The 25,746-nt window shown below is 63.6% G+C and carries 17 protein-coding genes and 1 tRNA gene; 8 read left to right on the top strand and 10 right to left on the bottom strand.

Annotated elements, in window-relative coordinates:
* Nucleotides 1–183: 183 nt before the first annotated feature.
* Complete coding sequence (locus ACVKN3_RS12270; RefSeq protein WP_354515391.1) at nt 184–5,103, bottom strand: NAD-glutamate dehydrogenase; 4,920 nt, start codon at nt 5,101–5,103, stop codon at nt 184–186.
* A 272-nt stretch (nt 5,104–5,375) separates the two neighbouring features.
* Between ACVKN3_RS12270 and ACVKN3_RS12265 the strand changes: the two genes are divergently transcribed.
* From ACVKN3_RS12265 to ACVKN3_RS12255, 3 genes are read left to right on the top strand one after another with little or no spacing between them, the layout of a single operon-like run.
* Entirely contained in the window at nt 5,376–6,032 is a 657-nt protein-coding gene (locus ACVKN3_RS12265) for a TetR/AcrR family transcriptional regulator (protein WP_036143130.1), read from the top strand.
* Nucleotides 6,029–7,249 (top strand): efflux RND transporter periplasmic adaptor subunit, encoded by a 1,221-nt coding sequence (locus ACVKN3_RS12260; protein ID WP_285403146.1) that lies wholly within the window; start codon nt 6,029–6,031, stop codon nt 7,247–7,249. The genes ACVKN3_RS12265 and ACVKN3_RS12260 overlap by 4 nt, the downstream gene beginning before the upstream one ends.
* A gap of 12 nt (nt 7,250–7,261) precedes the next feature.
* On the top strand, nt 7,262–10,600 hold the full coding sequence (locus ACVKN3_RS12255) for a multidrug efflux RND transporter permease subunit (protein ID WP_354515394.1): 3,339 nt from the start codon (nt 7,262–7,264) through the stop codon (nt 10,598–10,600).
* A gap of 167 nt (nt 10,601–10,767) precedes the next feature.
* Here the strand turns inward: ACVKN3_RS12255 and ACVKN3_RS12250 are convergent, their stop codons facing one another.
* Nucleotides 10,768–11,928, bottom strand: a complete 1,161-nt coding sequence (locus ACVKN3_RS12250; RefSeq protein ID WP_285403145.1) for an acyl-CoA dehydrogenase family protein — start codon at nt 11,926–11,928, stop codon at nt 10,768–10,770.
* Nucleotides 11,929–12,104: 176 nt separating this feature from the next.
* On the opposite strand from ACVKN3_RS12250, the gene ACVKN3_RS12245 reads away from it, so the two are divergent.
* The 3 genes from ACVKN3_RS12245 to metH are packed head-to-tail and all read left to right on the top strand — an operon-like array spanning nt 12,105 to nt 16,824.
* On the top strand, nt 12,105–13,049 hold the full coding sequence (locus ACVKN3_RS12245; RefSeq protein WP_354515396.1) for an ArsR/SmtB family transcription factor: 945 nt from the start codon (nt 12,105–12,107) through the stop codon (nt 13,047–13,049).
* Nucleotides 13,046–14,128 (top strand): homocysteine S-methyltransferase family protein, encoded by a 1,083-nt coding sequence (locus tag ACVKN3_RS12240; RefSeq protein WP_354515398.1) that lies wholly within the window; start codon nt 13,046–13,048, stop codon nt 14,126–14,128. Before ACVKN3_RS12245 ends, ACVKN3_RS12240 begins: the two co-directional genes overlap by 4 nt.
* Nucleotides 14,125–16,824, top strand: a complete 2,700-nt coding sequence (gene metH, locus ACVKN3_RS12235; RefSeq protein ID WP_354515400.1) for a methionine synthase — start codon at nt 14,125–14,127, stop codon at nt 16,822–16,824. The genes ACVKN3_RS12240 and metH overlap by 4 nt, the downstream gene beginning before the upstream one ends.
* A gap of 7 nt (nt 16,825–16,831) precedes the next feature.
* Here metH and ACVKN3_RS12230 read toward each other — a convergent pair whose 3' ends face one another.
* The 8 genes from ACVKN3_RS12230 to ACVKN3_RS12195 form a co-directional block, all read right to left on the bottom strand.
* On the bottom strand, nt 16,832–17,164 hold the full coding sequence (locus tag ACVKN3_RS12230; protein WP_354515402.1) for a lipid-A-disaccharide synthase N-terminal domain-containing protein: 333 nt from the start codon (nt 17,162–17,164) through the stop codon (nt 16,832–16,834).
* Nucleotides 17,165–17,264: 100 nt separating this feature from the next.
* Nucleotides 17,265–17,339: transfer RNA gene (locus ACVKN3_RS12225), tRNA-Val, on the bottom strand.
* A gap of 55 nt (nt 17,340–17,394) precedes the next feature.
* The gene (locus tag ACVKN3_RS12220) at nt 17,395–21,393 is read right to left on the bottom strand and encodes a pilus assembly protein (RefSeq protein WP_354515404.1); all 3,999 of its coding nucleotides are present in this window, start codon (nt 21,391–21,393) and stop codon (nt 17,395–17,397) included.
* 121 nt (nt 21,394–21,514) lie between these two features.
* On the bottom strand, nt 21,515–22,117 hold the full coding sequence (locus ACVKN3_RS12215; protein WP_354515406.1) for a pilus assembly PilX family protein: 603 nt from the start codon (nt 22,115–22,117) through the stop codon (nt 21,515–21,517).
* Between the two features lie 7 nt (nt 22,118–22,124).
* Nucleotides 22,125–23,345 (bottom strand): PilW family protein, encoded by a 1,221-nt coding sequence (locus tag ACVKN3_RS12210; RefSeq protein WP_354515408.1) that lies wholly within the window; start codon nt 23,343–23,345, stop codon nt 22,125–22,127.
* 17 nt (nt 23,346–23,362) lie between these two features.
* Nucleotides 23,363–23,827 carry a hypothetical protein gene (locus tag ACVKN3_RS12205; protein ID WP_354515410.1) on the bottom strand — a complete coding sequence of 155 codons (465 nt, stop codon included), beginning with the start codon at nt 23,825–23,827 and terminating at the stop codon, nt 23,363–23,365.
* 10 nt (nt 23,828–23,837) lie between these two features.
* Nucleotides 23,838–24,416 (bottom strand): GspH/FimT family pseudopilin, encoded by a 579-nt coding sequence (locus ACVKN3_RS12200; protein ID WP_354515412.1) that lies wholly within the window; start codon nt 24,414–24,416, stop codon nt 23,838–23,840.
* Nucleotides 24,413–24,871: a type IV pilin protein gene (locus ACVKN3_RS12195; protein WP_354515414.1), complete on the bottom strand. Its 459-nt coding sequence runs from the start codon at nt 24,869–24,871 to the stop codon at nt 24,413–24,415. Before ACVKN3_RS12195 ends, ACVKN3_RS12200 begins: the two co-directional genes overlap by 4 nt.
* A 199-nt stretch (nt 24,872–25,070) precedes the next feature.
* Here ACVKN3_RS12195 and ACVKN3_RS12190 point away from each other — a divergent pair, with 199 nt between their 5' ends.
* Entirely contained in the window at nt 25,071–25,250 is a 180-nt protein-coding gene (locus tag ACVKN3_RS12190; protein WP_285403127.1) for a hypothetical protein, read from the top strand.
* A gap of 116 nt (nt 25,251–25,366) precedes the next feature.
* A complete protein-coding gene (locus ACVKN3_RS12185; protein WP_354515416.1) occupies nt 25,367–25,627 on the top strand; it encodes a hypothetical protein in 261 nt (86 codons plus the stop codon).
* The last annotated feature ends 119 nt before the right edge of the window (nt 25,628–25,746 follow it).

Genomic DNA, 25,746 nt, shown 5'->3' with positions numbered 1-25,746 from the left:
TAGGAGCCGACGATGTCGGCGACAAGGCACCACATTGCCCTGGTAGGAGCCGACGATGTCGGCGATAAGGCATCGCGGTGACTGGGTAGGAGCCGACGATGTCGGCGATGCGGCCGCCAGGCCGCTGGAGACGCCGCCACAGACCCGCGTGGTCGCCGGCCATGCGGCCGGCGACCACACCGTTTACACCGGAATCTGCGCCAGCTGGGCCAGGCGGCGGACGGCGACCGAGGCGATCGGGTAGTCGGCATTCTGGGTCAGGATCTCCGCCAGCATGGCGCGGGTGTATTTCAGCGTGGCATCGTCACGCTGCAGCCAGGCCTGCACCGGGCTGACATCCGTGCGATCGCCGGCGACCGAGAGCACCTGCAAGGCCAGGGCGCGATGCTGGGCGTTGAGCTCATCCAACAATGAGCCACGGGCCTGCGCGTGCCATGCGCCTTCGACCGGCAGCGCCTCGATCTGGCCGCGCAGCCATTCCAGGTCCAGCACCTCGGCCAGCTCGTAGAACACATGCGCCACGGCGGCCATGTCCTTGCCGCTCTGCTTGGATACCTCGACCATATCCAGCGCCGCACGCAGCACCGGCACCCGGGCCAGGCGTACCGCCAGGGTGTCGGGAACGCCCAGGCCTTCCCACTTCTCGCGGCTGGCGTCGAAATCGCCACGGCCGGTGTCGGTGAGCGCATCGGGCAGTGCCTTGCGCAGCACCGTCACCTCGTTGGCGAAGCGATCCACGTTGGCGGCGATATCCAGCGTGCCGCCCGGGCGGTTGAGCAGCCAGCGGGTCAGGTGACGCAGCAGCGACCAGATATGCAGGATCGCGTCGATCTGCGTGTCCTCGGCCACCGCGCCGTCCAGCTTCTCGATCTCGGCCCACAGCTCGCGCGCATCCAGGATCTCGCGGGCGGCGGTGTAGGCCTTGGCGATGGACGCCGGGCCGTGGCCCGTGTCTTCCTGCATCCGCATCATGAACGTGGCGCCCATGCGGTTGATCGTCGAGTTGGTCACCGCGGTGGCGATGATCTCGCGCTTCAGGCGATGCCGCTGCATGTGCTCGGCGTACTTCTCGTGCAGGGGCAGCGGGAAATAGCGCACCAACTCGCGCGACAGGTACGGGTCTTCAGGGACATCCGATTCCAGCAGCTGCTGGAACAGGCGGATCTTGTCGTACGACAGCAGCACCGACAGTTCAGGACGGGTGAGGCCCTGGCCACGCAGCTTGCGCTCGGCCAGCTCGGCCGCGGTGGGCAGCGACTCGACCGCGCGGTCGAGCATGCCTTCCGCTTCCAGCGTGCTGATGAAATGCGCCATCGAACCCAGGCGGCGCACCGACTGGTGCTCCATCACGGTGATCGCCTGGTTCTGCCGGTAGTTGTCCCACAGCACGAGGCGGCCCACTTCGTCGGTCATCTCGGCCAGCTGGCGGTTGCGGCCCTCGAAGGTCAGCTCGCCGCGCTGTACGGCATCGTTGAGCAGGATCTTGATGTTGACCTCGTGGTCCGAGGTATCCACACCGGCGGAGTTGTCGATGAAGTCGGTATTGAGCAGCACGCCGGCCTGGCTGGCTTCGATGCGGCCCTTCTGGGTCATGCCCAGGTTGCCGCCCTCGCCCACCACCTTGCAGCGCAGTTCGTTGCCGTTGACACGCAGTGCGTTGTTGGCGCGGTCGCCGACATCCGCATGCGTTTCGCTGGCCGCCTTGACGTAGGTGCCGATGCCGCCGTTCCAGAGCAGGTCCACCGGCGCCTTCAGGATCGCCGAAAGCAGGTCGGTCGGTGCCATGTGGGTGGCTTCGCTGCGAATGCCGAGCACCGCCTTGATCTCCGCCGACACGGGAATGGACTTGGCCGTGCGCGGCCAGACGCCGCCGCCCGCCGAGATCAGCGAGGTGTCGTAGTCGGCCCACGAGGAACGCGGCAGGGCGAACATGCGCTCGCGCTCGGCGAACGAGGTCGCGGCATCCGGATTCGGATCGAGGAAGATGTGGCGGTGATCGAAAGCGGCCAGCAGGCGAATCTTCCGCGACAGCAGCATGCCGTTGCCGAACACGTCGCCCGACATGTCGCCCACGCCGACCACGGTGAAATCCTCGGTCTGGCAATCACGACCCATGGCACGGAAGTGGCGCTTGACCGACTCCCACGCGCCCTTGGCCGTGATGCCCATGCCCTTGTGGTCGTAGCCGTTGGAACCGCCGGAGGCGAACGCGTCGTCCAGCCAGAAGCCGTGCTCCGTGGAAATGGCGTTGGCGATGTCCGAGAAGGTGGCCGTGCCCTTGTCCGCGGCGACTACCAGGTAGGGGTCGTCCTGGTCGTGGCGAACCACATCGTGCGGCGGCACCACGGCACCCTCGACGAGGTTGTCGGTGATGTCCAGCAGCCCGTTGATGAACATGCGATAGCAGGCGATACCCTCGGCCAGCTGCGCATCGCGATCGGCACTCGCCGGCGGCCGCTTGACGAAGAAACCGCCCTTGGAGCCGACGGGCACGATGACGGTGTTCTTCACCATCTGCGCCTTCACCAGGCCCAGCACCTCCGTGCGGAAATCCTCGCGGCGATCCGACCAGCGCAGGCCGCCACGCGCCACCGCACCGAAGCGCAGGTGGATGCCTTCCACGCGCGGCGCGTACACGAAGATCTCGCGGAACGGCACCGGCTTGGGCAGGTCGGGCACCTGGTGCGAATCGAACTTGAAGCTGATGTACGGACGGAACACGCCGTCCCACGACTGGAAGAAGCTGGTGCGCAGCGTGGCGTGGACCAGGGCCAGGTAGCTGCGCAGGATGCGGTCTTCGTCGAGGCTGGACACGTTGTCCAGCAGCGCGTTGATGGCCTCCTCGATACCGGCGACCTGCTCGTCTCGCGAGCGCGACAGCGACGCCACCAGCGTGTCGATCAGGCCGGGATGGGCGGACAGCGTGTCCTCGCCGATCAGCGTGTGCATCTCGTGCGAGAGCATCGCCTCGGCGGTGGCGCGCTCGGCGCCGTCGAGGTGCTCTCGACGTGGGTCGAAGCGCGCGTTGAACAGCTCGACGATCAGGCCGGCGATGGCCGGATACCGGTTGAGCGCATCCTCCATATAGGCCTGCGAGAACGCCACGCCTGTCTGCAGCAGGTACTTGGTGTAGCTGCGCAGCACGGCGACCTGGCGCCAGCCGAGCTTCGCGCCCAGCACCAGGCGGTTGAAGCCGTCGTTCTCGGCGTTGCCCCGCCAGATCTGCTCGAAGGCGTCCTCGAACAGCGTGCCCACTTGCGCCACGTCGAATGCCAGCCGGCCCACGGGCTGCACTTCGAAATCCTGGATGTACAACAGGCTGTCGCCGACCCGAACCTCGTACATGTGCTCGGTGAGTACGCGCAAGCCCAGGTTTTCCAGCTGCGGCAGTACCTCGGACAAGGCGATGTCGGAACCGGAGCGGTACACCTTGAAACGCAGTTCTTCCGGCCGATGCGGTGGGTGGTAGAACGACATGCTGATGGCGTCGGGGCCATCCAGCCCCGCCAGCGCGCGTACGTCGGCGGCGGCCACCTGCGGGGACACCTCGTCGACGTAACCGGCCGGCAGCAGCTTGCCGTAGCGATTGGCCAGGATGATGCCTTCCTGTTCGCTGGTCTTCTCGATCAGGCGATCGCGCAGGTCGTCGTGCCAGTTGCGCGCGATGGCCGTGATCTGCGCCTCGATACGCGCGGCATCGTAGACCGGGTGATCGCCGATGCGCGGGCGCACCACCACGTGCAGGCGCACCAGGGCGGCTTCGCCCATCAGTACTGCGGAGTCCACGTGCTCGCCGTGGAAGGCTTCGCGCAGCACGTTTTCCACGCGCTCGCGCACGCTGGTGTTGAAACGATCGCGCGGGACGAACACCAGGCACGAGAAGAAACGGCCGTAGCTGTCGCGGCGGATGAACAGGCGCGTACGCGTGCGCTGGGCCAGTTCGAGCAACCCGGTGGACAGGGCGTAGAGCTCATCGGTGCTGCACTGGAACAGTTCCTCGCGCGGCAGCGTGTCGAGGATGTGGCGCAGCGCCTTGCCCGAGTGGGAATCGCGCTTGAGGCCCGAACGGGTCATCACCGCTTCGCATTTGTCGCGCACCAGCGGCACGTGCTGCGGATGGGCCATGTACGCGTTGGACGAGAACAGGCCGAGGAAGCGCTGCTCCGCCACCGGGCGGCCCGCGTCGTCGAACTTGAGGACGCCGATGTAATCCATGTAGCCCGCGCGGTGGATGGGCGAGCGCGCGTTGGTCTTGGTCAGGATGATGGCGTCGGTGGCACCCGAGCGCGGCAGTTCGCTGGCCACCAGGGTGCGCAGCGAGCGCGGCGCCAGCGAGCGTTCCGCCGTGCGCAGGATGCCCAGGCCGGAGCCCTCGACGGTCTTGAGCACGTCGTCGCCCTGTCCCGGCGCCACCTCGTACTCGCGATAGCCCATGAAGGTGAAATGGTCGTCGGCGACCCAGCGCAGGAAATCGCTGGCCTCGCTCACTTCCTCGGCCGTGTACGGCAGGGAGCGACGGCCCAGGTCGTCGGCGATCTCGTTCATCTTGCCGCGCATGGCACGCCAGTCGTCCACCGATTCGCGCACATCGGACAGGGCCGATTCGACGTGGGACTTGAGCGTGTCCAGCTCGGTGTCGTCGATGCGGTCGATCTCGAAGCGCATGATCGACTCGGTGGTCGTGCCGCGGCCGATCGCCTCGAGCACGCCGGTGGCCGAACGCAGTACCGGCACCACGGGATGGATGATGGCGTGCACGTCGGCGTGCGTGGCGGCGACCATCGACACGGTATCGACCAGGAACGGCATGTCGTCGGTAACGACCTCGACCACGGCGCGCGTACCGGATAGCCCCGGGTTGTAGACACGGACCTTGGCCTTGCCCGGCGTGCGCTCACGCGCGAACGACAACAGGTCGGCGATCAGCGCGGCCCAGCGATCCGGCGCGTGCAGCGCATGGTCGGCCGGCGCGATGCGCTCGAAAAAGGCCTGGATAAAAAAGTGCGCCTCATCGAGGCGCTCCGCGGGGTAGTCGATCTTCTTCAGTTCAGCGAAGACGAGGGCTTCGAACTGGCCGCTTTCGGCGGTGCGAATCGCATTCATGGGCGGATATCGATGTGGGGACGGGAAGGAAATCCGTGAAAGCATAGCGCCCACGCAGGGGATGTAGCCACACCGCAGGTTTGCCTTGGCAAGGCGCTTTTTCACTGCATCGCGACATCCGGCGTGTGCAGCTTTCGGTCCGGCCGGCAACAGGGCCTCGTCCGCGTCGAGCTGCGATGCAGCAATTCGCCCGCGAATGGCACGGCTGCCCGTTGACGCTGGTCCGAAGCAGATACTAAACTGGACGGTATAGTCCAGCAGGTAATCGGTCGATGTCGCACCTGGAGTTACGCCCCGCGTCGGATCATCAGCAGCGGGTGCTTCAGGCGGCGTGCGCCCTGTTCCTGCGTGACGGTTACCGGGTCAGCATGGGGGCGGTGGCTCGCGAGGCCGGCGTATCCAAGCAGACCGTGTACGCCCATTTCGAAAACAAGGACACCCTGTTCCACGCCGCCGTCCAACAGCTCGCCCACCCCTTGCACGCGAGTCTTGCGCCTGAGAGTCGCGGTCTGGCCGACACCCTGTATGCGTTGGCACAGGCGCACCACACGTACGTGATGGACCACGAGCACGTCGCGCTGGGCCGAATGTTGATCGCCGAGGCGCCCCGTTTCCCGGCTGCCGCGAAGACCTTCTTCCGCACGGCGATCGGCACGGTCGCCGTGCGGCTGTCGCGCTGCATGGCCGAGGCCATGGACGCAGGCGGCATGCGCCGGGACGACCCGGAGGTGGCCGCCGAGCTGTTCCTGGCCATGCTTCACGGCCTGGAAGGCGACCGGCGGCTCTTCGGGATGCAGGCGCGGGGGCAGGAAGCGCAGGACGACTGGGCGCGACACGCGGTAACCGTATTTATGCACGCGTACGACATCCCCACGGATGACCGGCCGCGAAAGATCAAGAAACCTGGAATAGGAACGGAGTTTTCATGAATCCCCTGCCCCTGCGCACGTCCCTCATGGCCTTCGGCCTGACCGCGGCGCTCGCCGCCTGCCACAAGCAGGAGGCGCCTCAGCAGCCGCCTCCGCCCGAGGTGGGCGTCATCACCGCCCAGCCCCAGGATGTTCCCCTGGTCCAGGACCAGGTCGGCCGCGTCTCGGCCTTCCGCACCGCCGACGTGCGCGCCCGCGTACCCGGCATCCTGCTGCACCGCCTTTACGACGAAGGCACCGACGTGAAGGCCGGCCAGAAGCTGTTCAAGATCGACCCGCAGCCGCTGACCGCCGAGCTCGACGCCCAGCTGGCCGCGCTCTCGTCGGCCAAGGCCGCCGCGGCCAACTACAAGGCCACGGCGGATCGCTCGCGCGGGCTGATCGGCAAGAACTACATCTCGCGCCAGGACCTGGACACGGCCGAGGCCAACGAGCGCACCGGTAACGCCTCGGTGAAGCAGGCCGAGGCCAACGTCCAGTCCGCCCGGATCAACCTCGGCTTCACCGACGTGGTCTCGCCCATCGACGGCCGCGCCGGTCGCCAGCAGGTCACCGAGGGTGCCCTGGTGGGCCAGGGCGACACCACGCTGCTGACCCAGGTCGACCAGATCGACAAGGTCTACGTCAACTTCAACATGTCCGTAGGCGACCTTGACACCATGCGTGGCGCCGCCGCCAAGGGCAATGTCACCCTGAGCGACACCGACAAGTCCACCGTCAGCATCCAGCTGCCCGACGGCAGCGACTTCGGCGAGCAGGGCACGATGGATTTCTCTTCCGCCACGGTGAACCCGCAGACCGGCACGGTCGACCTCCGCGCCTTGCTCACCAACACGGGCACGCGCCTGCTGCCGGGCCAGTTCGTGACGGTGAAGGCCAACCTGGGCAGCCTGCACAACGTCTACCTGGTGCCCCAGGCCGCCGTGCTGCGCGACGCCAACTCGGCCTACGTGCTGGTCGTGGACAAGGCCACCAGCAAGGACCAGGCCGGCAAGGAGCAGACCATCGACTCCGCCGCTGTCCGCCGTCCCATCCAGACCGACCGCATCGCGGGCGGCAACTGGGTGGTCACGGGTGGCCTGAAGCCGGGTGACAAGATCATCGTGCAGGGCGTGCCCAAGGCCAAGGAGAACGCGCCCGTCAAGGCGTCTCCTGCCCAGCCGGCCGCCGATCCGGCGAAGGCGGGCTCGTCCGCCGCGCCGGCCGGTCAGCAGTAAGGGAGTTCCGTCATGCCGAGTTTCTTCATCGACCGCCCCATCTTCGCGTGGGTGCTGGCGATCCTGATCAGCCTTTGCGGCACGATCTCCCTGCTCAACATGGGTATCGAGTCGTATCCCAACATCGCTCCCCCCCAGGTCACCGTTACGGCGACCTACCCGGGTGCGAGCGCGGATACGACCGAAAAAACCGTGACGCAGGTGATCGAGCAGCAGCTGACGGGTATCGACCACCTGATCTACTTCAGCTCGCAGTCCAGCTCGTCGGGCCAGGCCACGATCACGCTGACCTTCGACACCGGTACCGACCCCGACATCGCTCAGGTGCAGGTGCAGAACAAGGTGTCGCTGGCCACGCCGCGCCTGCCTTCGGAGGTGACCCAGCAGGGCGTCGTGGTGGCGAAGGCCAACCCCGACTTCCTGATGTTCATCGCGCTCACCTCGTCCAACAAGGCGATCGACAGCAACGCGCTCACCGACCTGGTGTCCTCGCGCGTGCTCGACCAGGTGGCGCGTCTGCCCGGTGTGGGTAGCACCCGCCAGCTGGGCGCCGAGTACGGCATGCGCGTCTGGCTCAACCCGGACAAGCTGCGCGGCTACGGCCTCTCCGCCACCGACCTGCGCACCGCCCTGTCGGCGCAGAACGTGCAGTTCGCCGCGGGCTCGCTGGGTACCGACCCGGCCACCAACGGCCAGGGCTTCAGTGCCACGGTGTCCGCCGAAGGCCGCTTCACTTCGGCCGAGGAGTTCTCCAACGTCATCCTGCGTGCCAACAACGACGGCACCGTGGTTCGCCTGAAGGACGTGGCGCGCGTTGAGCTGGGCCCGCAGAACTACGGCTTCGCCACCGAGTACAACGGCATCCCCACCGGTGCCTTCGGTGTGCAGCTGCTGCCCGGCGCCAACGCGCTGGACGTGGCCAACTCCGTCCGTTCCAAGATGGACGAGCTGGCCAAGAGCTTCCCGGACGGCGTGACCTGGTTCGCCCCGTACGAGTCCACCAAGTTCGTGGTGATCTCGATCGAGGAAGTGGCGCACACGCTAGTGGAGGCGATCATCCTCGTCTTCCTGGTGATGCTGATCTTCCTGCAGAACTTCCGCGCGACCATCATCCCCACGCTGGTCATCCCGGTGGCCCTGCTGGGTACGTTCATCGGCCTGGCGCCGCTGGGCTTCACCATCAACCAGCTCACCCTGTTCGGCATGGTGCTGGCCATCGGTATCGTGGTCGACGACGCCATCGTGGTCATCGAGAACGTCGAGCGCATCATGTCGGAGGAGCACCTGCCTCCGAAGGAAGCCACGCGCAAGGCGATGGGCCAGATCACCGGCGCCATCGTGGCGATCACCGTGGTGCTGGCGGCGGTGTTCATCCCGTCCGCGCTGCAGCCGGGCGCCTCGGGCATCATCTACAAGCAGTTCGCGCTGACCATCGCCGTGTCCATGGGCTTCTCGGCGTTCCTCGCCGTGACCTTCACCCCGGCCTTGTGCGCCACCCTGCTCAAACACGAACCGGAAAAGCGGAAGAACGTCGTCTACCGCAAGTTCAACCAGATGTTCGACTGGACCACGCACAAGTACGGCGGTCATATCGACTCGGCCGTGCGCCATGGTCCACGCTGGATGATCGTGTTCGTGGCCGTCGCCGTACTCACGGGCTTCCTGTATACACGGCTGCCGTCCAGCTTCGTGCCGGACGAGGACCAGGGCTATGCGCTGGCCATCGTGCAGCTGCCGCCGGGCGCCAGCCTGGCCCGCACGCAGAAAGTGCAGGAGCAGATCCGCGGCATCCTGCTGAAGAATCCGGAAGTGGAAGGCGTCTTCCAGATTTCGGGCTTCAGCTTCGTCGGCCAGGGCGAAAACGTGGGCATGGACTTCATCCGCATGAAGGACTGGTCCGATCGCGACATCACCGTGCCCGAGTTTCTGGGCAAGGCCAACGGCCAGATGCAGGGCGTGCGCGATGCCACGGTGTTCGTGGTCAACCTGCCGACCATCCGCGGCCTGTCGCAGTTCGGCGGCGTGGACATGTACCTGCAGGCCCGCTCCGGCCAGGAACGCACCGAGCTGACCCAGGCGCGCAACCAGTTGCTCGGCGCCGCGGCGCAGGACAAGTCGCTGGTGGGCGTGCGTCCCAACACGCTCGAGGATGCTCCGCTGCTGCAGCTGAAGGTCGACCGGACCCAGGCGCAGACCATGGGCCTATCGGTCAGTGACATCTATACCGCCATCCAGCTCACCCTGGCGCCGGTATACATCAACGACTTCCAGTACGGCGGACGCGTGAAGCGCGTGATGATGCAGGCCGATGCCCCGTACCGCATGGGCACGGATGCGTTCGCGCACATCTTCACGCCGAGCACGCTCGCCGCCTCCAGCGCCAGCGGTTCCACGAGCACCACGTCCACCGTGGCCAGCGCGTCCACCGCCACGGACAGCAGCATGATCCCGCTGTCCACCGTGGTGCATTCGGACTGGACCATGGCGGCCCCGACCCTCACCCGTTACAACGGCTACTCGGCGGTGGAAATCGTGGGCAACAATGCGCCGGGCACGTCCACGGGCCAGGCCATGAGCACGATGGAGAGCATCGTCAACGACAAGCTGGGCAAGGGCTTCGGCTTCGACTGGACCGGCACCTCCTACCAGGAAGTGCTGGCGGGTAACTCGGCCACGGCGCTGATGGTGCTGTCCATCGTCATCGTGTTCCTGTGCCTTGCCGCGCTGTACGAGAGCTGGTCGATCCCGGTGGCGGTGCTGCTGGTGGTGCCGCTGGGCCTGCTGGGCGTGGTGGTGTTCTCCATGCTGCGCGGCCTGCCGAACGACATCTTCTTCAAGATCGGCATGATCACCGTCATCGGCCTGGCCGCGAAGAACGCGATCCTGATCGTGGAATTCGCGGTGGAGCAGCAGCAGGCAGGCAAGACACTGCGCGACAGCGTGGTCGAAGCCGCCCGCCTGCGACTGCGCCCCATCCTGATGACCTCCATGGCCTTCATCCTCGGCGTGCTGCCGCTGGCGATCTCCACGGGTGCGGGTGCGAATTCCCGCCACGCCATCGGTACCGGCGTGATCGGCGGCATGCTGTTCGCCACGATCCTCGGCCTGCTGCTCATCCCGGTGTTCTACACCTCGGTGCGACGCATGCTGGGCGACAAGCTGGACGAGGTGTCGCACAACATGCCGCACGTGGGCCATGACGGCGACCACGATCCGGACGGTGGCGGCCATGACGGCAACGGTGGCGGCAACGGCCCGAACGGCCCGACCAACCTCCACCCGCACGCCCCCAACGTCGGTGATGTCCGGGCGTTCGACTCGGACCCCCGGCGCGGCACCGACCGACCGTAACCCCCGGTCGATTGCAAACGAAAAAGCCCGGCAATGCCGGGCTTTTTCTTTATCCGCGGATGATCCCGCCGGCTACCTTTCCGTGTCGGCCATGCATCCGTGCCGGCCATGCTTCACGTAGGAGCGCACGATGTGCGCGATGTGCGCGATCCGGAAAAACCGAACGCTTACCGCAACCCCGTCTCCGCCCGCGCAATCACCAACCGCTGGATCTCGCTCGTGCCCTCGTAGATCTCGGTGATCTTCGCATCGCGGAAGTATCGCTCCAGCGGCATCTCCTTCGAGTAACCCATGCCGCCATGGATCTGCACGGCCTGGTGGGTGATCCACATCGCCGATTCCGAAGCTACCAGCTTGGCCATCGAGGCCTCGGTGCCGAATCGGCCACCGTTCTTGTCGGCCTGTGCCTTGGTCCAGGCGGCGCGCAGCGTGAGCAGCAGCGACGTGTCCAGCTTGCACTTCATGTCGGCGATCTTGGATTGCGTCATCTGGAACGTGCCGATGGGCTGGCCGAACGCCTTGCGGTCGCGCGACCACTGCAACGTGGCCTCGTAGGCGGCGCGGGAAATACCCACCGCCTGGGACGCGATGCCGATGCGACCGGCGTCCAGCACGCCCATGGCGATGCCGAAGCCCTTGCCCTCCGCGCCCAGCATGTCTTCCTGCGGGCAGATGTAGTCGTGGAACTCAATCTCGCAGGTGGCCGACGCGCGGATGCCCAGCTTCGGCTCCGTCTTGCCGGCCAGGAAGCCGGGGCGCTGGGTATCGATGACGAAGGCGGACACGCCACGCGCACCCATGCCCGGCGTGGTGACCGCGAACAGCACGATGTAACGGGCCACGGGGCCGGAGGTGATCCAGCTCTTCTTGCCGTTGATGACCCAGTCGCCCTCGGCGTTCTTCACCGCACGCGTATGCATGTTGGAAGCGTCGGAGCCCGACTGTGGCTCCGTCAGCGCGTAGGCGCCGATGGCCTCGCCCGACGCGATGGCGCGCACGTACTTCTGCTTCTGTTCTTCCGTGCCGTTCTTCAGGATGCCGTTGCAGAACAGCGAGTTGTTCACCGACATGATCGTGGAGGTGGCGGCGTCGGCCGCGGCAATCTCCACCATGGCCAGCACGTAGGACACCGGGTCCATGCCCGCGCCACCGTATTCCTCCGGCACCTCGATGCCCATCAGGCCCAGCTGGCCCATCTCCTGGATGTTCTCCAGTGGGAACTCCCCCTTGGCGTCCAGTTCGGCCGCAACGGGAACGATGCGCTTCTGGGCGAAGTCGCGGGCAATGGCCTGGATCGACAGCTGGTCGTCGGTAAAGCGAAAATCCATGGGGGTTCCTCGCGCCGGCCTTCACGGGCGGCAGATCGTGGGGGTGGAGGTGGTAATCCGGTCATTCTAACGGTCGTTCGAGCGGTTGCCGCCCTGCACTGCAACATGTGGCCTTGACGCTGGCCGGGTCGGGCCCCATTCTTAGGCATCTTTCTATCGCGATATAAGGATGCAGGATGGACCTGTCGACGGCCTCCGCGGTGCTGCGACTCCTGGCCGACCCGACGCGCGTCCGCCTGCTCGCCCTGCTGGACCGCGAGGAACTGACCGTGGCCGAGTTGGCCGCGGTGCTGCACCTGGCCCAGCCACGCGTGTCCACGCACCTGGCCAAGCTCAAGGAAGCCGAGCTGGTGCGGGATCGCCGCGCCGGCGTCTCGGCGTATTACCGGGCCAACGCCGAAGCCGACCCCACCCTGGCCGCCCTGGTCGCGTCGTTGCGCGACACGCTGAGCGACGCCCTGCTCCGCGAGGACGCGGAGCGACTGCCCGCCGTGCTGGCGCAGCGCGCGCGTGCCGAAGGCTGGGCCGATACGGTGGCCGGCGACATGGAGCGCCATTACTCACCCGGGCGCACCTGGGAAACCCTGGCCCGCTCGCTGTTGCAGCTGCTGGCCACCGGCGACGTGCTGGACATCGCCTCCGGCGACGGCGTCACCGCCGAACTGCTGGCCCCGCACGCCCATTCCATCGTGTGCATCGACAGCTCCGACCGCGTGGTGGATGCGGCGCGCCAGCGCCTGAGCACCTTCGGCAACGTGGACGTGCGCACCGGCGACATGCACGCGCTGGACCTGGCCGACGAACGCTTCGACCTGGCCCTGCTGCTGCACGCCCTTACCTATTCCGAACGCCCCGACGCGGTATTCGCGGAGGTGACCCGTGTGCTCAAGCCCGGCGGGCGCGTGCTGGCCTCCACGCTGGGCGAGCACGATCACCGCGCCGTGGTGGAGCCGTTCGACCACCGCAACCTGGGCTTCACCTGCGAATCGCTCACGGCGCTCGCCCTGGGTGCCGGCCTGGAAGTGGTCAGTTGCGAGCGCCTGAGCCGCGAGCGCCGCGCGCCGCATTTCGAAGTCATCAGCCTGCTCGCCCGCAAGCCCGATACCCGGAGAACCGCATGAGCGCCCTTCCCTGGCTGCACCCCGATCGCGTCGCCCTGATCCACAAGGGGCTGGCCGAACGCATCATGATCCTCGACGGTGGCATGGGCACCATGCTGCAGGGCCATCGGCTGGACGAAGCGGGCTATCGCGGCGACCGCTTCGCCGGCGGCCTGGACAGCGCGCATACGCACCACCATGACCACCCCGGCGAGTGCGATCTGAAGGGCAACAACGACCTGCTGTTGCTGACCCAGCCCGAGATCATCCGCGGCGTGCACATGGCTTACCTCGAGGCCGGTGCGGACTTCGTCGAGACCAACACGTTCAACGCCACGCGGGTCAGCCAGGCCGATTACCACCTCGAGCACCTCGTGCCGGAACTGAACCGCGAGGGCGCCCGCATCGCCCGCGAAGCCTGCGACGCCATGACCGCGCGTACCCCGGACCGGCCGCGCTTCGTCATCGGCGTGCTCGGCCCCACCAGCCGCACGGCGTCCATCTCGCCGGACGTGAACGACCCGGGCTTCCGTAACATCGACTTCGATTCGCTCAAGGCGAACTACGTCGAGGCCGCGCGCGCACTGATCGAAGGCGGCGCCGACACCATCATGGTCGAGACCATCTTCGATACGCTGAATGCGAAAGCCGCGCTGTTCGCCCTGAGCGAACTGTTCGACGAACTGGGTGCCCGCCTGCCCGTAATGATCTCCGGCACCATCACCGATCGTTCCGGCCGCACGCTGTCGGGCCAGACCGCCGAGGCGTTCTTCTATTCGGTGGAGCACATCCAGCCGTTGTCCGTCGGCCTCAACTGCGCGCTGGGCGCGGAGGATCTGCGCCCCCATGTGCAGATGCTCTCGCGCATCGCCGGCAGCGCCATCAGCACACACCCTAATGCGGGGCTGCCCAACGCCTTCGGTGAATACGACGAAAGTCCCGAAGCCATGGCCGAGACCATCCGCGGCTTTGCCGAGGAAGGCCTGATCAACATCGTAGGCGGCTGTTGCGGCACCACGCCGGCGCATATCGCCGCCATCGCCGCCGCCGTCGCGCCTTACCCGCCACGCCAGACCAGGGACATCGCGCAAGCCGCATGAGCATCCGATACACCCGCCTCTCCGGCCTCGAGCCGCTGGTCCTCACCCCGGACCTGAACTTCATCAATGTCGGTGAACGGACCAACGTCACCGGCTCGGCGCAGTTCCGCAAGCTGATCAAGGAAGGCCGCTACGAAGAAGCGGTGGACGTCGCGCGCCAGCAGGTGGAAAACGGCGCGCAGATCATCGACATCAATATGGACGAGGGCCTGATCGATTCCGAGGCGGCCATGACCCGCTTCGTCAACCTGATCTCGTCCGAGCCCGACATCGCGCGCGTGCCGATCATGGTCGACTCCTCCAAGTGGAGCGTGATCGAGGCGGGCCTGCGCTGCATGCAGGGCAAGGGCATCGTCAACTCCATCTCGATGAAGGAAGGCGAGGCGCCGTTCCTGCAGCAAGCACGCAAGGTGCGCCAGTACGGCGCGGCGGTGGTCGTGATGGCCTTCGACGAGGTGGGCCAGGCCGACACGAAAGAGCGCAAGGTCGAGATCTGCTCGCGCGCGTTCGAGCTGCTGGTGAACGAGGTGAACTTCCCGCCGGAAGACATCATCTTCGATCCCAACATCTTCGCGATCGCCACGGGCATCGAGGAACACAACAACTACGCCGTGGACTTCATTGAGGCCACGCGCGAGCTGAAACGGCGGTTCCCGTCGTCGCACATCTCCGGCGGCGTGTCCAACGTGTCGTTCTCGTTCCGCGGCAACAACCCGGTGCGTGAGGCGATCCACTCCGTGTTCCTGTACCACGCCATCGCGGCGGGCATGGACATGGGCATCGTCAATGCCGGCGGTTTGTCCATCTACGACGACCTGCCCGAGGAACTGCGCGAGCGTGTCGAGGACGTGGTGCTCAACCGCCGCGACGACGCTACCGAACGCCTGCTGGAAGTGGCCGACCGCTACAAGGGCGGCAAGGCCGAGGCCGTGGTGGAGACCGCGGCCTGGCGCGAGAAACCCGTGATCGAGCGCCTCACCCACGCCTTGGTGCACGGCATCGACCAGTACGTGGTGGAAGACACCGAAGAGGCCCGCCAGCTGTCCACGCGTCCGCTCGACGTCATCGAGGGCCCACTGATGACCGGCATGAACGTGGTCGGCGACCTGTTCGGCGCCGGCAAGATGTTCCTGCCGCAGGTGGTCAAGTCCGCGCGCGTGATGAAGCGCGCCGTGGCCCACCTGATTCCCTTCATCGAGGAAGAGAAGAAGATCTCCGGCAACGTCACCAAGAACAACGGCAAGATCATCATGGCGACGGTCAAGGGCGATGTCCACGACATCGGCAAGAACATCGTCGGCGTCGTGCTCCAGTGCAACAACTTCGAGGTGATCGATCTCGGCGTGATGGTGCCGACGCAGAAGATCCTCGACGTGGCCCGCGCCGAGAACGCCGACATCATCGGCCTGTCCGGCCTGATCACGCCCTCGCTGGAAGAGATGAGCCAGGTCGCACGCGAGATGCAGCGGCAGAATTTCCACGTACCGCTGATGATCGGCGGCGCCACGACGTCACGCGCGCACACGGCACTGCGCATCGAGCCGCACTACACGTCGCCAACGGTGTGGGTGAAGGATGCCTCGCGCGCCGTCGGCGTGGCGCAGTCCCTGGTCAGCAAGGACCTGGTCGACGACTTCATGCTGAAGGTGCGCGCGGAGTATGCCGAGGTGCGCGAGCGCCACAAGGGCCGTGGCACCGGCAAGCAGCTGGTGCCGCTGACCAAGGCACGGGCGCAGCGTTACCAGGGCGACTGGGCCGCGTATACGCCGCCCGAGCCAAGGCAACCCGGCATCACCGTGTTCGACGACTACGACCTGGCGGAACTGCGCCGCTACATCGACTGGTCGCCCTTCTTCAACGCCTGGGAGCTGGCCGGAAAATTCCCGGCGATCCTCACCGACGAAGTGGTCGGCACGCAGGCCTCGGAACTGTATACCGACGCGCAGGCCATGCTGGACCGGTTGATCGCCGAAAAATGGCTGACCGCCAAGGGCGTGATCGGCTTCTGGCCCGCGGCCCAGGTGGGCGACAGCATCGAGGTGTACGCCGAGCCCGGCACGGGCAAGCGCAAGCCGATGGCCATGTTGCATCACCTGCGCCAGCAGGTGGACAAGCCCGCGGAGCGGCCGGACTTCTGCCTGGCCGACTTCATCGCGCCGAAGGACAGCGGCGTGCAGGACTGGGTGGGTGGCTTCGCGGTCACCGCCGGCATCGGCATCGATGAGCACGTGGCGCGCTTCGAGGCAGACCACGACGATTATTCGTCGATCCTGCTCAAGGCCCTGGCCGACCGCCTGGCCGAGGCGTTCGCCGAGCGCCTGCACGAGCGGGTCCGCAAGGAGTTCTGGGGCTACCAGCCGCAGGAGTCGCTGGACAACGATTCGCTGATCGCCGAGGCCTATCGCGGCATCCGTCCGGCGCCGGGCTATCCCGCCTGCCCCGAGCACAGCGAGAAGCGCACCCTGTTCGATCTGCTCGATGCCACCACGCACACCACGGTGCAGCTCACCGACAACTTCGCCATGTACCCCACGGCGGCGGTGTCCGGCTGGTACTTCTCGCACCCGGACAGCCAGTATTTCGTCGTGGGCCGCATGACCCGCGAACAGGTGGACGACTATGCCCGCCGCAAGGGCTGGGAGCGGACCGAAGCCGAGCGCTGGCTGGCGCCCTACCTGGACTACGACCCGGACTGAGCCGGGATCAGGTGTCTTCCGGACCGCCCGGCTTGACCTCTTCCTTCGCGTTTCGCTGCTTCAGGTGCGCGAACACGTTGTAGAACGAGACCAGCATCGGGAAAGCGGTCTGGATGATGCCCACCGAATCGTTCTTGCCCCAGATGAAATACGCCAGCGTGAGGACGCTGCCGCAGACCGAGAGGTACCAGAAGGACATCGGCACGGTTACCTGCTTGTTCTTCTTCGTGGCATAGAACTGCACGAACCAGCGCGCGGTGAACAGGATGGTGCCGAGGAGGCCGATCAGCTTCCAGGGCGTCAGGGTGAGCATGTAAAGGTCGGCGAGCGCTTGGTGCATGGCGGTATCCGGGGGCGGCGACCGGCGCATTGTACCGGCGGGGAGCGGAGGGGTGACCAAAAGAAAACCCGGCGCTAGGCCGGGTTTTCAGGGTATCGAGTGGTGGGCGGTACAAGGATCGAACTTGTGACACCTGCCGTGTGAAGGCAGTGCTCTACCGCTGAGCTAACCGCCCATCGAGCGGGGCATTTTACGAGACACCCTGCCCCTCGTCAATCCTCTCCACCGACCTAATTCAGGATCTCTCGCCAGTTGGTTCGGGTCACGCCGTTGATCGCACTGCCGCTTTGAATATTCGCTGTGGCCGGCAAGCCCGAGGTCTGGCCGTAGAGGAGCACGAACTGTCCCGTGGGGAGCTGTACCGCCTGAAGATTCGTAATGGCGCTGTCAGTCGTTATAGACGGCATCGGCTTACCGTCAGTGCCCAGCAAGTTACTCTGCCCGGAGGCAAACGTCGATGAGTAGACCGAACCCTTGAGCGAACACGGATCGCTAGTAGGGATCAATGTGCCCCAGTTGATGGCAAAGATACCCGCTACGGCATCCGGATCGACAACAATTCGCTCCGTCGCGCCACCCGTGCCGGCCGCACTTCCTGTCAGGTCATACACCCAACCGCTACTTGCATCCTGAAGGTTCAGATTGGTAGTCAGATCGTTCTTCGCCAGCGTCGCGCGCGTCAACGGCAACCCCGTCGTGCGTGGTGCGGAACCCGAACCGTCGCGCAATGCGTACATCGATTGCACCTGCGTATCGGTGAGGTCGCTCGTATCGAGGAACTTGCCGGTACCCACGAACACCCAGCGACGCGTATCGAGGCCCGATGCCGAGAAGTCGGTTTCAATGCGCGGCGCCGTAGTGATGGGCTGCACGACACCGGCGCTATCCTTGAGCGTGGCAAGAACAACCGGCGCAGGATAGCTACCGTCTCCGCTCATGGAAAGATCGAAACGCCATACATTACCCTGCAGATCGCCTGCATAGACCTGCTCGATAGTGTTGTCAGAGATGTCCTGTGTGAACGCAGAGGGTCTGGCCAGCCCGATCGGGGAGGTGGTACTACCGATCGCCGTGTTCATCGTTTCCAGCAACTGACCCGTCTTTGCGTTGATTATGAAAAGATAACCCTTGCCATCTGCGTTGTTATAACCCGACGTCACCAATACCACCCAACCGTACTTGCGTGTCTTCACCACCAGGGGCCGCGCATAGGTATAGCCAAGATTGGGATCGGTGAACTCCCAAAGCACCTTGCTCTTTATATCGTCCATCGACGGGGCAGTATTACCGATAACTGAGGGCACCTGCGTTACATCGAGAGCGTACAAACCCTTGCCACCCTTGCCCACACCACCGACGAGCAGCGTGCGCCAGTCCGGTGTGGTTCCGCGGGCGCCTTGCTTGGCCGGGGCAGTGGAAGTCCAGGCAAAGTCGACGTCGGCTACCTGCGGCGTCTGATCGACATAAAAATGGTGGGAATAAGAGTTGGCCGTCACGCCTTTCAGATTGCTGAGCGCGGCAAGTCCGTCGACATCAGCATTGCTCGGACCATTGAACAGAAAGGAGGGCACATACGCCCAAAGCTCCTGCCCGCCGCCACCAAACGTGACACCTGTAGGCGTTGACGAAAAATCCGCGGCGAATGCATGCATCATGCCGTCGTTGGCGCCCACATAGGTAACCGGCGCACGATTACTGACCGATGCGACGAAGGCTCGATAACCAGGGTTGGACGAATCGACATACTGATTGCTCAGCGCCGCCTGCACCAACGTCGCCTGCGAGTTGACGATGTCACCGAGAAGACCACTGCGAACTCGGAACTTTGTCCCTTCATTGCTGCGGTCACCGCGAAGATAGTCGAGAAGGCTTGAATCGTTACGCAAGGCTGTCTTCTGACCATTCGACAAATCGTTCCAAGTGAAGGAGATGCCAGCCCCAGCCTTTGTCGTTGCGATACGACGAAGATCACGCCACCCCTTCACCGTACCATCCGAACTCACGTAGCTCGCCATTAGCAAAAGCTGCCCTGCAGCACTCCACTGGTTGCCATTGGCAACCGGTGAGACATTGGCTCCAACGGCAGCGGAAGCGACGTAGCCATTGACGTCGCCTGTCCAGACGCCGGGCAAATAGCTGGTGTTGTAGGTAGGAAAGCCCGCCTGCGGTGAATTATAAGGGGCCGTATTGGCGGCGACATTGGAAAGTACGCGCGTAGGCGAAACGCTCGGACCTGCGGCACTCAGTGACTTTGTCGAAGAAATATTACTGAAGATGGACGACAGGCCCGCCACGATGAGGTCCGGCCGATTACCAATAAAGTAATTGTCCGGACGCAGATCCTTGGCTTTCTGAGTCGACGTATTGGTGTGCCAGGTCAAAAAATTAGCGGGGCGCCCATCGCCGTTGATGTCGTTGAAACCACCGTATTTGGCAGCGAGCCAGTACATGTTCGGGCCGTGGTTTCCCGCAGCACTAGCTACGCTAAAAATCTCGTAATTCGTCGCGCCGGAATACGTATTAGGCTCCATAACGTCGACCACGTATGTATCTACCGTCTGCTTACCGGTAAACGTGCCATCGGTGCGAATATCCTGCGTATGTGCGAAGTACGCCAGGCCCGCCATGTTATAGGTGGAATCCGTGCCGGCACCCGGCTCGGCGATCGATGCCAGTGAGGTGGTTCCCTGCAACTGAGCCATCGTCTTGCTGGCAGCCGTACTGGTTGACGGGTCTGCCTCGACAAGCGGCAGATTGCCGAGTGCATTGACGTACTTCCCGGCGTCGGCACCATTGACCACAGGAAGCGTGGTGCGATTGACGGTACCGCAAGTGCTGTTGCTACCGATGGCGCCTGTAGAGGTAGGAACACCCGAATCGCAATGCGTGTGGGAGTCACCGATCATTAGGATCGCATTACTCTGGCACGTATATGCCATGGGATCGTTCGTATCCCATACCCCACTTGAATCCGGCCGACCCTTGAAAACAGGAAATGTCGTGTCAAGCGAGTTGGCCGATGTAACAGAAGAAGTATAGGCGTCGGCCAGGGGCACATGCATATAGTAAGCGAGCGTCGCCCAATACAGATCGGCGATGGTGTCATATCGCTCGTAGTTGTTCGTGTTACCGAACTTGTTGAGATAATTGATGACGCCGGAATCCGTAGGCGCTGAGCCCGCCGCTGTCAAACCTTCGGTGGACGTCGGGTTGCTATAGAACGTTCCATCGACCGAGCTCCATTCCGCCTTGGTATTAGCCTGCCGCGCCCCGTTTCCGTTGTAGGTCGTCGGTCCGTTATCGTGCAGCAACGCGCGAATCGCACCGTTTGGATAGTCCGCATTGCTCGAAGTGAATTTGTAAGCATACGCTGATGCACCGACGCGTATACGCTCAAAATTCTGCTGAATAAGACCCTCTGGCTTGTAATTACTGCCATAGGCCTTGCAGTTGGCCTCTAGCAGCGTCGGCACGCAAACCTTCACTTGCGCGTTGAAAACCTTCTGCTTCGTGGCATCTTTCTGAGAAAAGTCAGAAGCGGTCGACACTATGAACTGTGTTCCCTGATTGTAAGAACGAATATACAGCGTCGATTGCCCACTGAGGTCCGAATCACCGACCACTGTCGACGGAGAAACGTTGGATTTCGCGTTGAGCTGACGATCAGGGAAGTTACCCGCACTGCTTTGACTACCCAGCTTCGAGCGCACAAGTACCGTCGTACCGACGGTATCTACGGAACGCGCGCCGCCCGTCAGCGCCTGACGAAACTCGTCCAGGGACGTCATCAGTGACCAGTTGAGCATGTTGCCGCTCCAGTACCCCGTACAGTCCGAGGCGACCTTTACAGGCGTGAAGTAGCCATTCAAACCATCGTATGAATAGCACTTTGCATTGTCGAAGTAGCCCAGATATCGCATCGCGGGGTAATAGCAAATGCCGCCACCATTGCAGCTGGTGATGGACTGCACCACGCCATTACTGTCGGTATAGACGTAAGGAATGCCTTGCGCATCCTTGTAAGCCGCGACGACGGCCGTCGGGTACTCGACCGACAAGGCCAGCATCAGGTTCGCTGGCACGTTGGATGCGCTGTACAGGGGCATATCGGACAATGTAGTGCCACTGGATGTCGCGGCAGAGGCAATGCCACCAATCAGAGTCGCAAAGGACAGGACTGACGCCAAAAACAGGCGAAGATCGGGAATGAATCGCTTCGAGGTCTGCATAGCTGTTCCGTAGGGCGCACGGCCCGAAGTTTTTACAAAGGCCGACAGACGTCGGATACCATCACAGCCTGTCACTACCTGCCCTTTTTACCGTCGAACGCGTTGTCCGCGCGCGGCTGGCTCAGCGCAGGATCGTCTGCACGAACGCCACCGAATTCTTCCCGCTTTCCACCCGCACACTCAATCTATACGCCGCAGCGGAACCCGTCGTGTTGAATGGGATACCTGGGTCGCTCGTCGTATTGGAACTGGTGCCACCCGTCAATGCTTTTCCGGGAACCACGCATGTCGTGAGAGTGGCAGGGCCTGTGGTGGGGCACAGGCGCTCGATCATGTAGTAAACATGATTACCTGAACTCACCGCCCCATAAGTCACTTCATGGATCTTCGAGTAGTCCGGATCATAAATTGCCTTGGGCAAGTCCGGACGAACCTCGGAAGCCGTCTGCACCGATGAGTAATAACCAATCGTCGGATCGTTCTGATCACTGCTCGGAGGCGCATAGACCGTCAGCGACTTGACCTCACCATAGGCTCGCTCGGCTTCCTGCAGCGCGGATTGCCGAAATGCCAGTGTGCCCGCCACCGAGTTCGATGTATCGACCGAATGCATGAGAGCGACTACGGCAAGCAATGTCACGATGAGCACAATCAGAGCGATGAGCGTAGCGACCATGCCGCGCTGTCGCGAAGGACCACCGTGGAAGACCTTCAATCTGCGCATGATCACCTCAAAAATACTGCTTGATGTAATTGTTGCGAATGGGGATGACCATGTCGTAGACCTTGTAGCGATAGCTCGACGATGTGGTAATCGTGTACTGGTTGGCCGTGGCCTGGTCGGGAAACAGCGTAAGCGTGGTCGGGCCGGTATACCCGATGTAACCCGCACCCTGCACCGACGCCGCGGTGGCCGGAGCCGCACGCTCCATCTGCCGGCTTTGCACGACGATGGCGACACGTACGGCGAGAATCTGCGCGCGCGCCAGAACAGCTGCCGGTGTGTCCGTTGCAGGACTCAGTGCGGCAATACCCCACGTTGCACCTATCGGCTGCACCCACTCGTCAATGATGCCATCGCCCGCTAAATGACCTGTACCCGCCCCATCGTCGACTCCATACAGCGTTTTCATGTTAACGACGCTGTCGGCAACAGCAATTCCCGGCACGGCAGTTGCACTGGTCGCGGATTTCTGAAGAAGGTCGTAGGAAAGCAGCGAGTTGGTCGTGGTATCGACCCCAAAAAGGCTGACCGCGGGATCAAGACCCCAGTCCATGAGATAGGCTGCGCCGGTGTATGTACCGTCAAAGCTGCCCGAAGGCGCGTCACCAGCGGTCAACAGGATCGTGCCCGTGCCTGAGCCGATCGTTACACTCTGCGTCTTGCCCAGAGTGCAAGAACCGCTCTTGTCGGAAATCAGGACATACTCGCCCGCTGCGAAGCCAAAAGCGTTGTCTACAACCACGTTCGCCCCCGAAGTGGAGGTCACGTTGGTTTTGAAAACTCGCAAGGAAGGATTGCCACGAACGATACCGATGACGTCGGGGCTGATGGCCCCTCCACTTGCGACGAGCACGGGGGTAGCTCGGGTTACCAACGGCCAGTTGGCGAAGGGTGCTGCCAAGGCACTTGCACGCGGAAGACGCTTGGTTGATTGCGAATAGGCCGTAATCGCGCAACCCCAAACCCCATAGTTCTTACCTTGTACGAGAGCGCTTCCCGCAGTACGTATCTCACGCTCCAGAGCAACAGCCGCAAAGCTACCGCTCTGCTGCGCATCGCTACCAGCGGTGGTTGTTCGCTTCTGCGACTCAAAAGCAGCGAATGCCGACATGATGCCAAGCGTGCAGATGATGCTGATCACGATGCCGACCATAAGTTCTACCAGCGAAAAGCCAGCAACGTTTTTTGCTCTGCGCTCGTATACCGAGGCTCCATGCGACCTGTGCATACACCTTAGCCTCTCTGTCACGTACGATCGATCTGAGTAATAGTGACGTACTGGTGTGCCGGGTCGGCATTTGCGGCGTTAGGACTCTTCCACCGCACGGTGATCGTAACTAGGCCAGCCGCAGTGATGGCAACCGTCGGAGGGTAGGCAGCGACGCCTGGAAGGCAATTCGTGGAAGCCTTCGCCTGACTGCAGTCAAGCTGATTCAACCATGCAGCATACGCGGGCGCAGTGAGCGTGTTGGGGTCGCCCTGAAAGTTTGCAACGAGCGTAGCCGTATCGGACGTCCACATCTGTGCCACGAGGCGATCCGCCTGCAAGGCGGCATCGGTGCGGTATTTCGCCTCGGCCGCCAGCAGCGTTGCATTCGCCTGCACAGCCAGCAAACCCATCACGCCTACCGAAAAAATGAGGATGGCTATCAAGGCGTCGATCATCACGAAGCCAGACCGGTGGCTAGCGCGCAACCTGAGACGTTTCATGAGCACACCTTTAGAGACAACCGTTTGCCGCAGTGCTTCGGGAAAGACCCGCGTCGCACATCTGGATAGATCCGCCTGCACTTATGGTGGTGGCAAGCCTTCGTGTACCCGCCGCGCTCGAAGAGGTATCGATGCGAATAAGCGCATTGCTGCCGAAGTCTGAACTTAGTGGGCGTGCGAGCGGCGTAAAGGTTATCCCGCCAGGGGGGCTACCCGTAACAGGAGAAAAATTGGTCAATGCAGCGACCGTCTTGTCCGTGGATACGATTACCCCGGCGGTTTCACCGGCGGCGTGGACCTCGATGATGCTGGCGGGGACGCTGGGATCGCACGCGGTAGCCGTTACGGCCAGCTGGCAGACCTGCCAGGTCGTATCGGTGGACGTCAGCTCGAACCGGACATTGACGCCTCGCTGAGTCGCTTCGTTACGTGCAAGCCTGATGCCATTTTGAATGGACTCGGCCGCACCACGCACGCGCGTATTGGCTGTCCAAACACGGTAGTTCGGTACAGCGAGCGCCACGAGAATCGCCACGATGGTGATCGTGATCAATAATTCGACCAAGCTGAACCCGCTCATCCGCTTCATGTGCAGTCGCCGGACTTTCGCACCACCCAGCAAGAACTCGTCGGCGCAGTCCATTTTGGCGGCAGGCCTGCCGTTTTCCGCGTATTCGTCTGGTCGATGGTGAAAACGAAGCTATCCGCACCTTTACCTGCAATGCCCGTTGCCATTGCGAGGTAGGTCGATTGGGTTCCGGTGCACGTGTACGTAAAGAAATTGGTTGCGGCCGCGGGAAGCGGAGCGCCACAGGCTGCTCCATTCACATAGGAACGATTGTCCTGGTAATACTGCTCCATCTTCGTTCGATAATCGGACAGTAGATTCTGCGCCTCGGTCAACTTGGACCTAGTCAGATAGTCGCGATACATCGGAATCGCGATCGCCGCGAGAATGGCAATAATCGCCACCACAATCATGAGTTCGATCAGGGTAAAACCCGACGACGCGCGAGTGTCGCGCGACAGGATGCGTTGCTTCACGATGCCCCCAAAAACAGATAAATCCGTTAGCCCAACGTACCCTCGGCCTACAAGCAAGCCAAGTACCGCTAGACGAACGGGAGTATTTCGCCGACAAGCGGCTTGGACCGTTCCCGTCATGGGCCGGCGACGCGCCGGGTACGGCGAGTTCACGCCATGTGCCCTCACATAGCGCCGAACCCTATTGAGGAAATTCGCCATGACCCACGACCGCCAGGACGTCACCCACCCCGACCACGGCCAGCCCACGCACCCCGAGACCGAGGCCGAGAAGCAGTCCCGCAAGGACAAGGCCAGCGAGAACCTCGACCATGCGCTGGAAGAAAGCATGGACGGCAGCGACCCGGTGTCGCCCTTCGTGCCCGCCAAGGCCCCCTGAGTAAGCCGGGGCCGCAACGTCATAACGCCACCCGCCGACATCGTGCCGTAGCGTTGGGATAACGAAGCGGTCACGGATCGGCGGAGACAATAGCGGGGTTAAGTAGGAGTGCCCCAGTGCTAGCGCAATACGTTTTCACAGCCGCCAACGCCATTTTTCGCATCGTCCGCCATGGCCATCGCTGGCGCGCCCTGCGCGATACCATCGAGCTGGGCCGGTTCGAGACGGCGGAGGCTGCCATGATCGGCTTGCGCGAAATGTGCCGCGATGTTCGCCTGCCGCGCCGCCTCACTGACTGGCGTTTCCTGCCGCCCGCCGCCCTGGGTCATCTCGCGCCGCCCAGCCCGGCCGTGCTCGCCCGCCTGTCGGCCGCCTGATGCGTTGGACCACCGCAGGTGGTTGAAGGATCTGCCGTTCCGGCTGCCGATTCGGCGCAAGAGTCCGACGCCTCCACCGATAGAAAGGTAACCGAGCGACCCGACCGCCTGTCCGAGGC

The sequence above is a fragment of the Luteibacter sp. PvP120 genome, from assembly GCF_054055715.1.
Note: the sequence above shows the minus strand (reverse complement) of the source record. Positions and strands in the feature narration are given on the sequence as shown.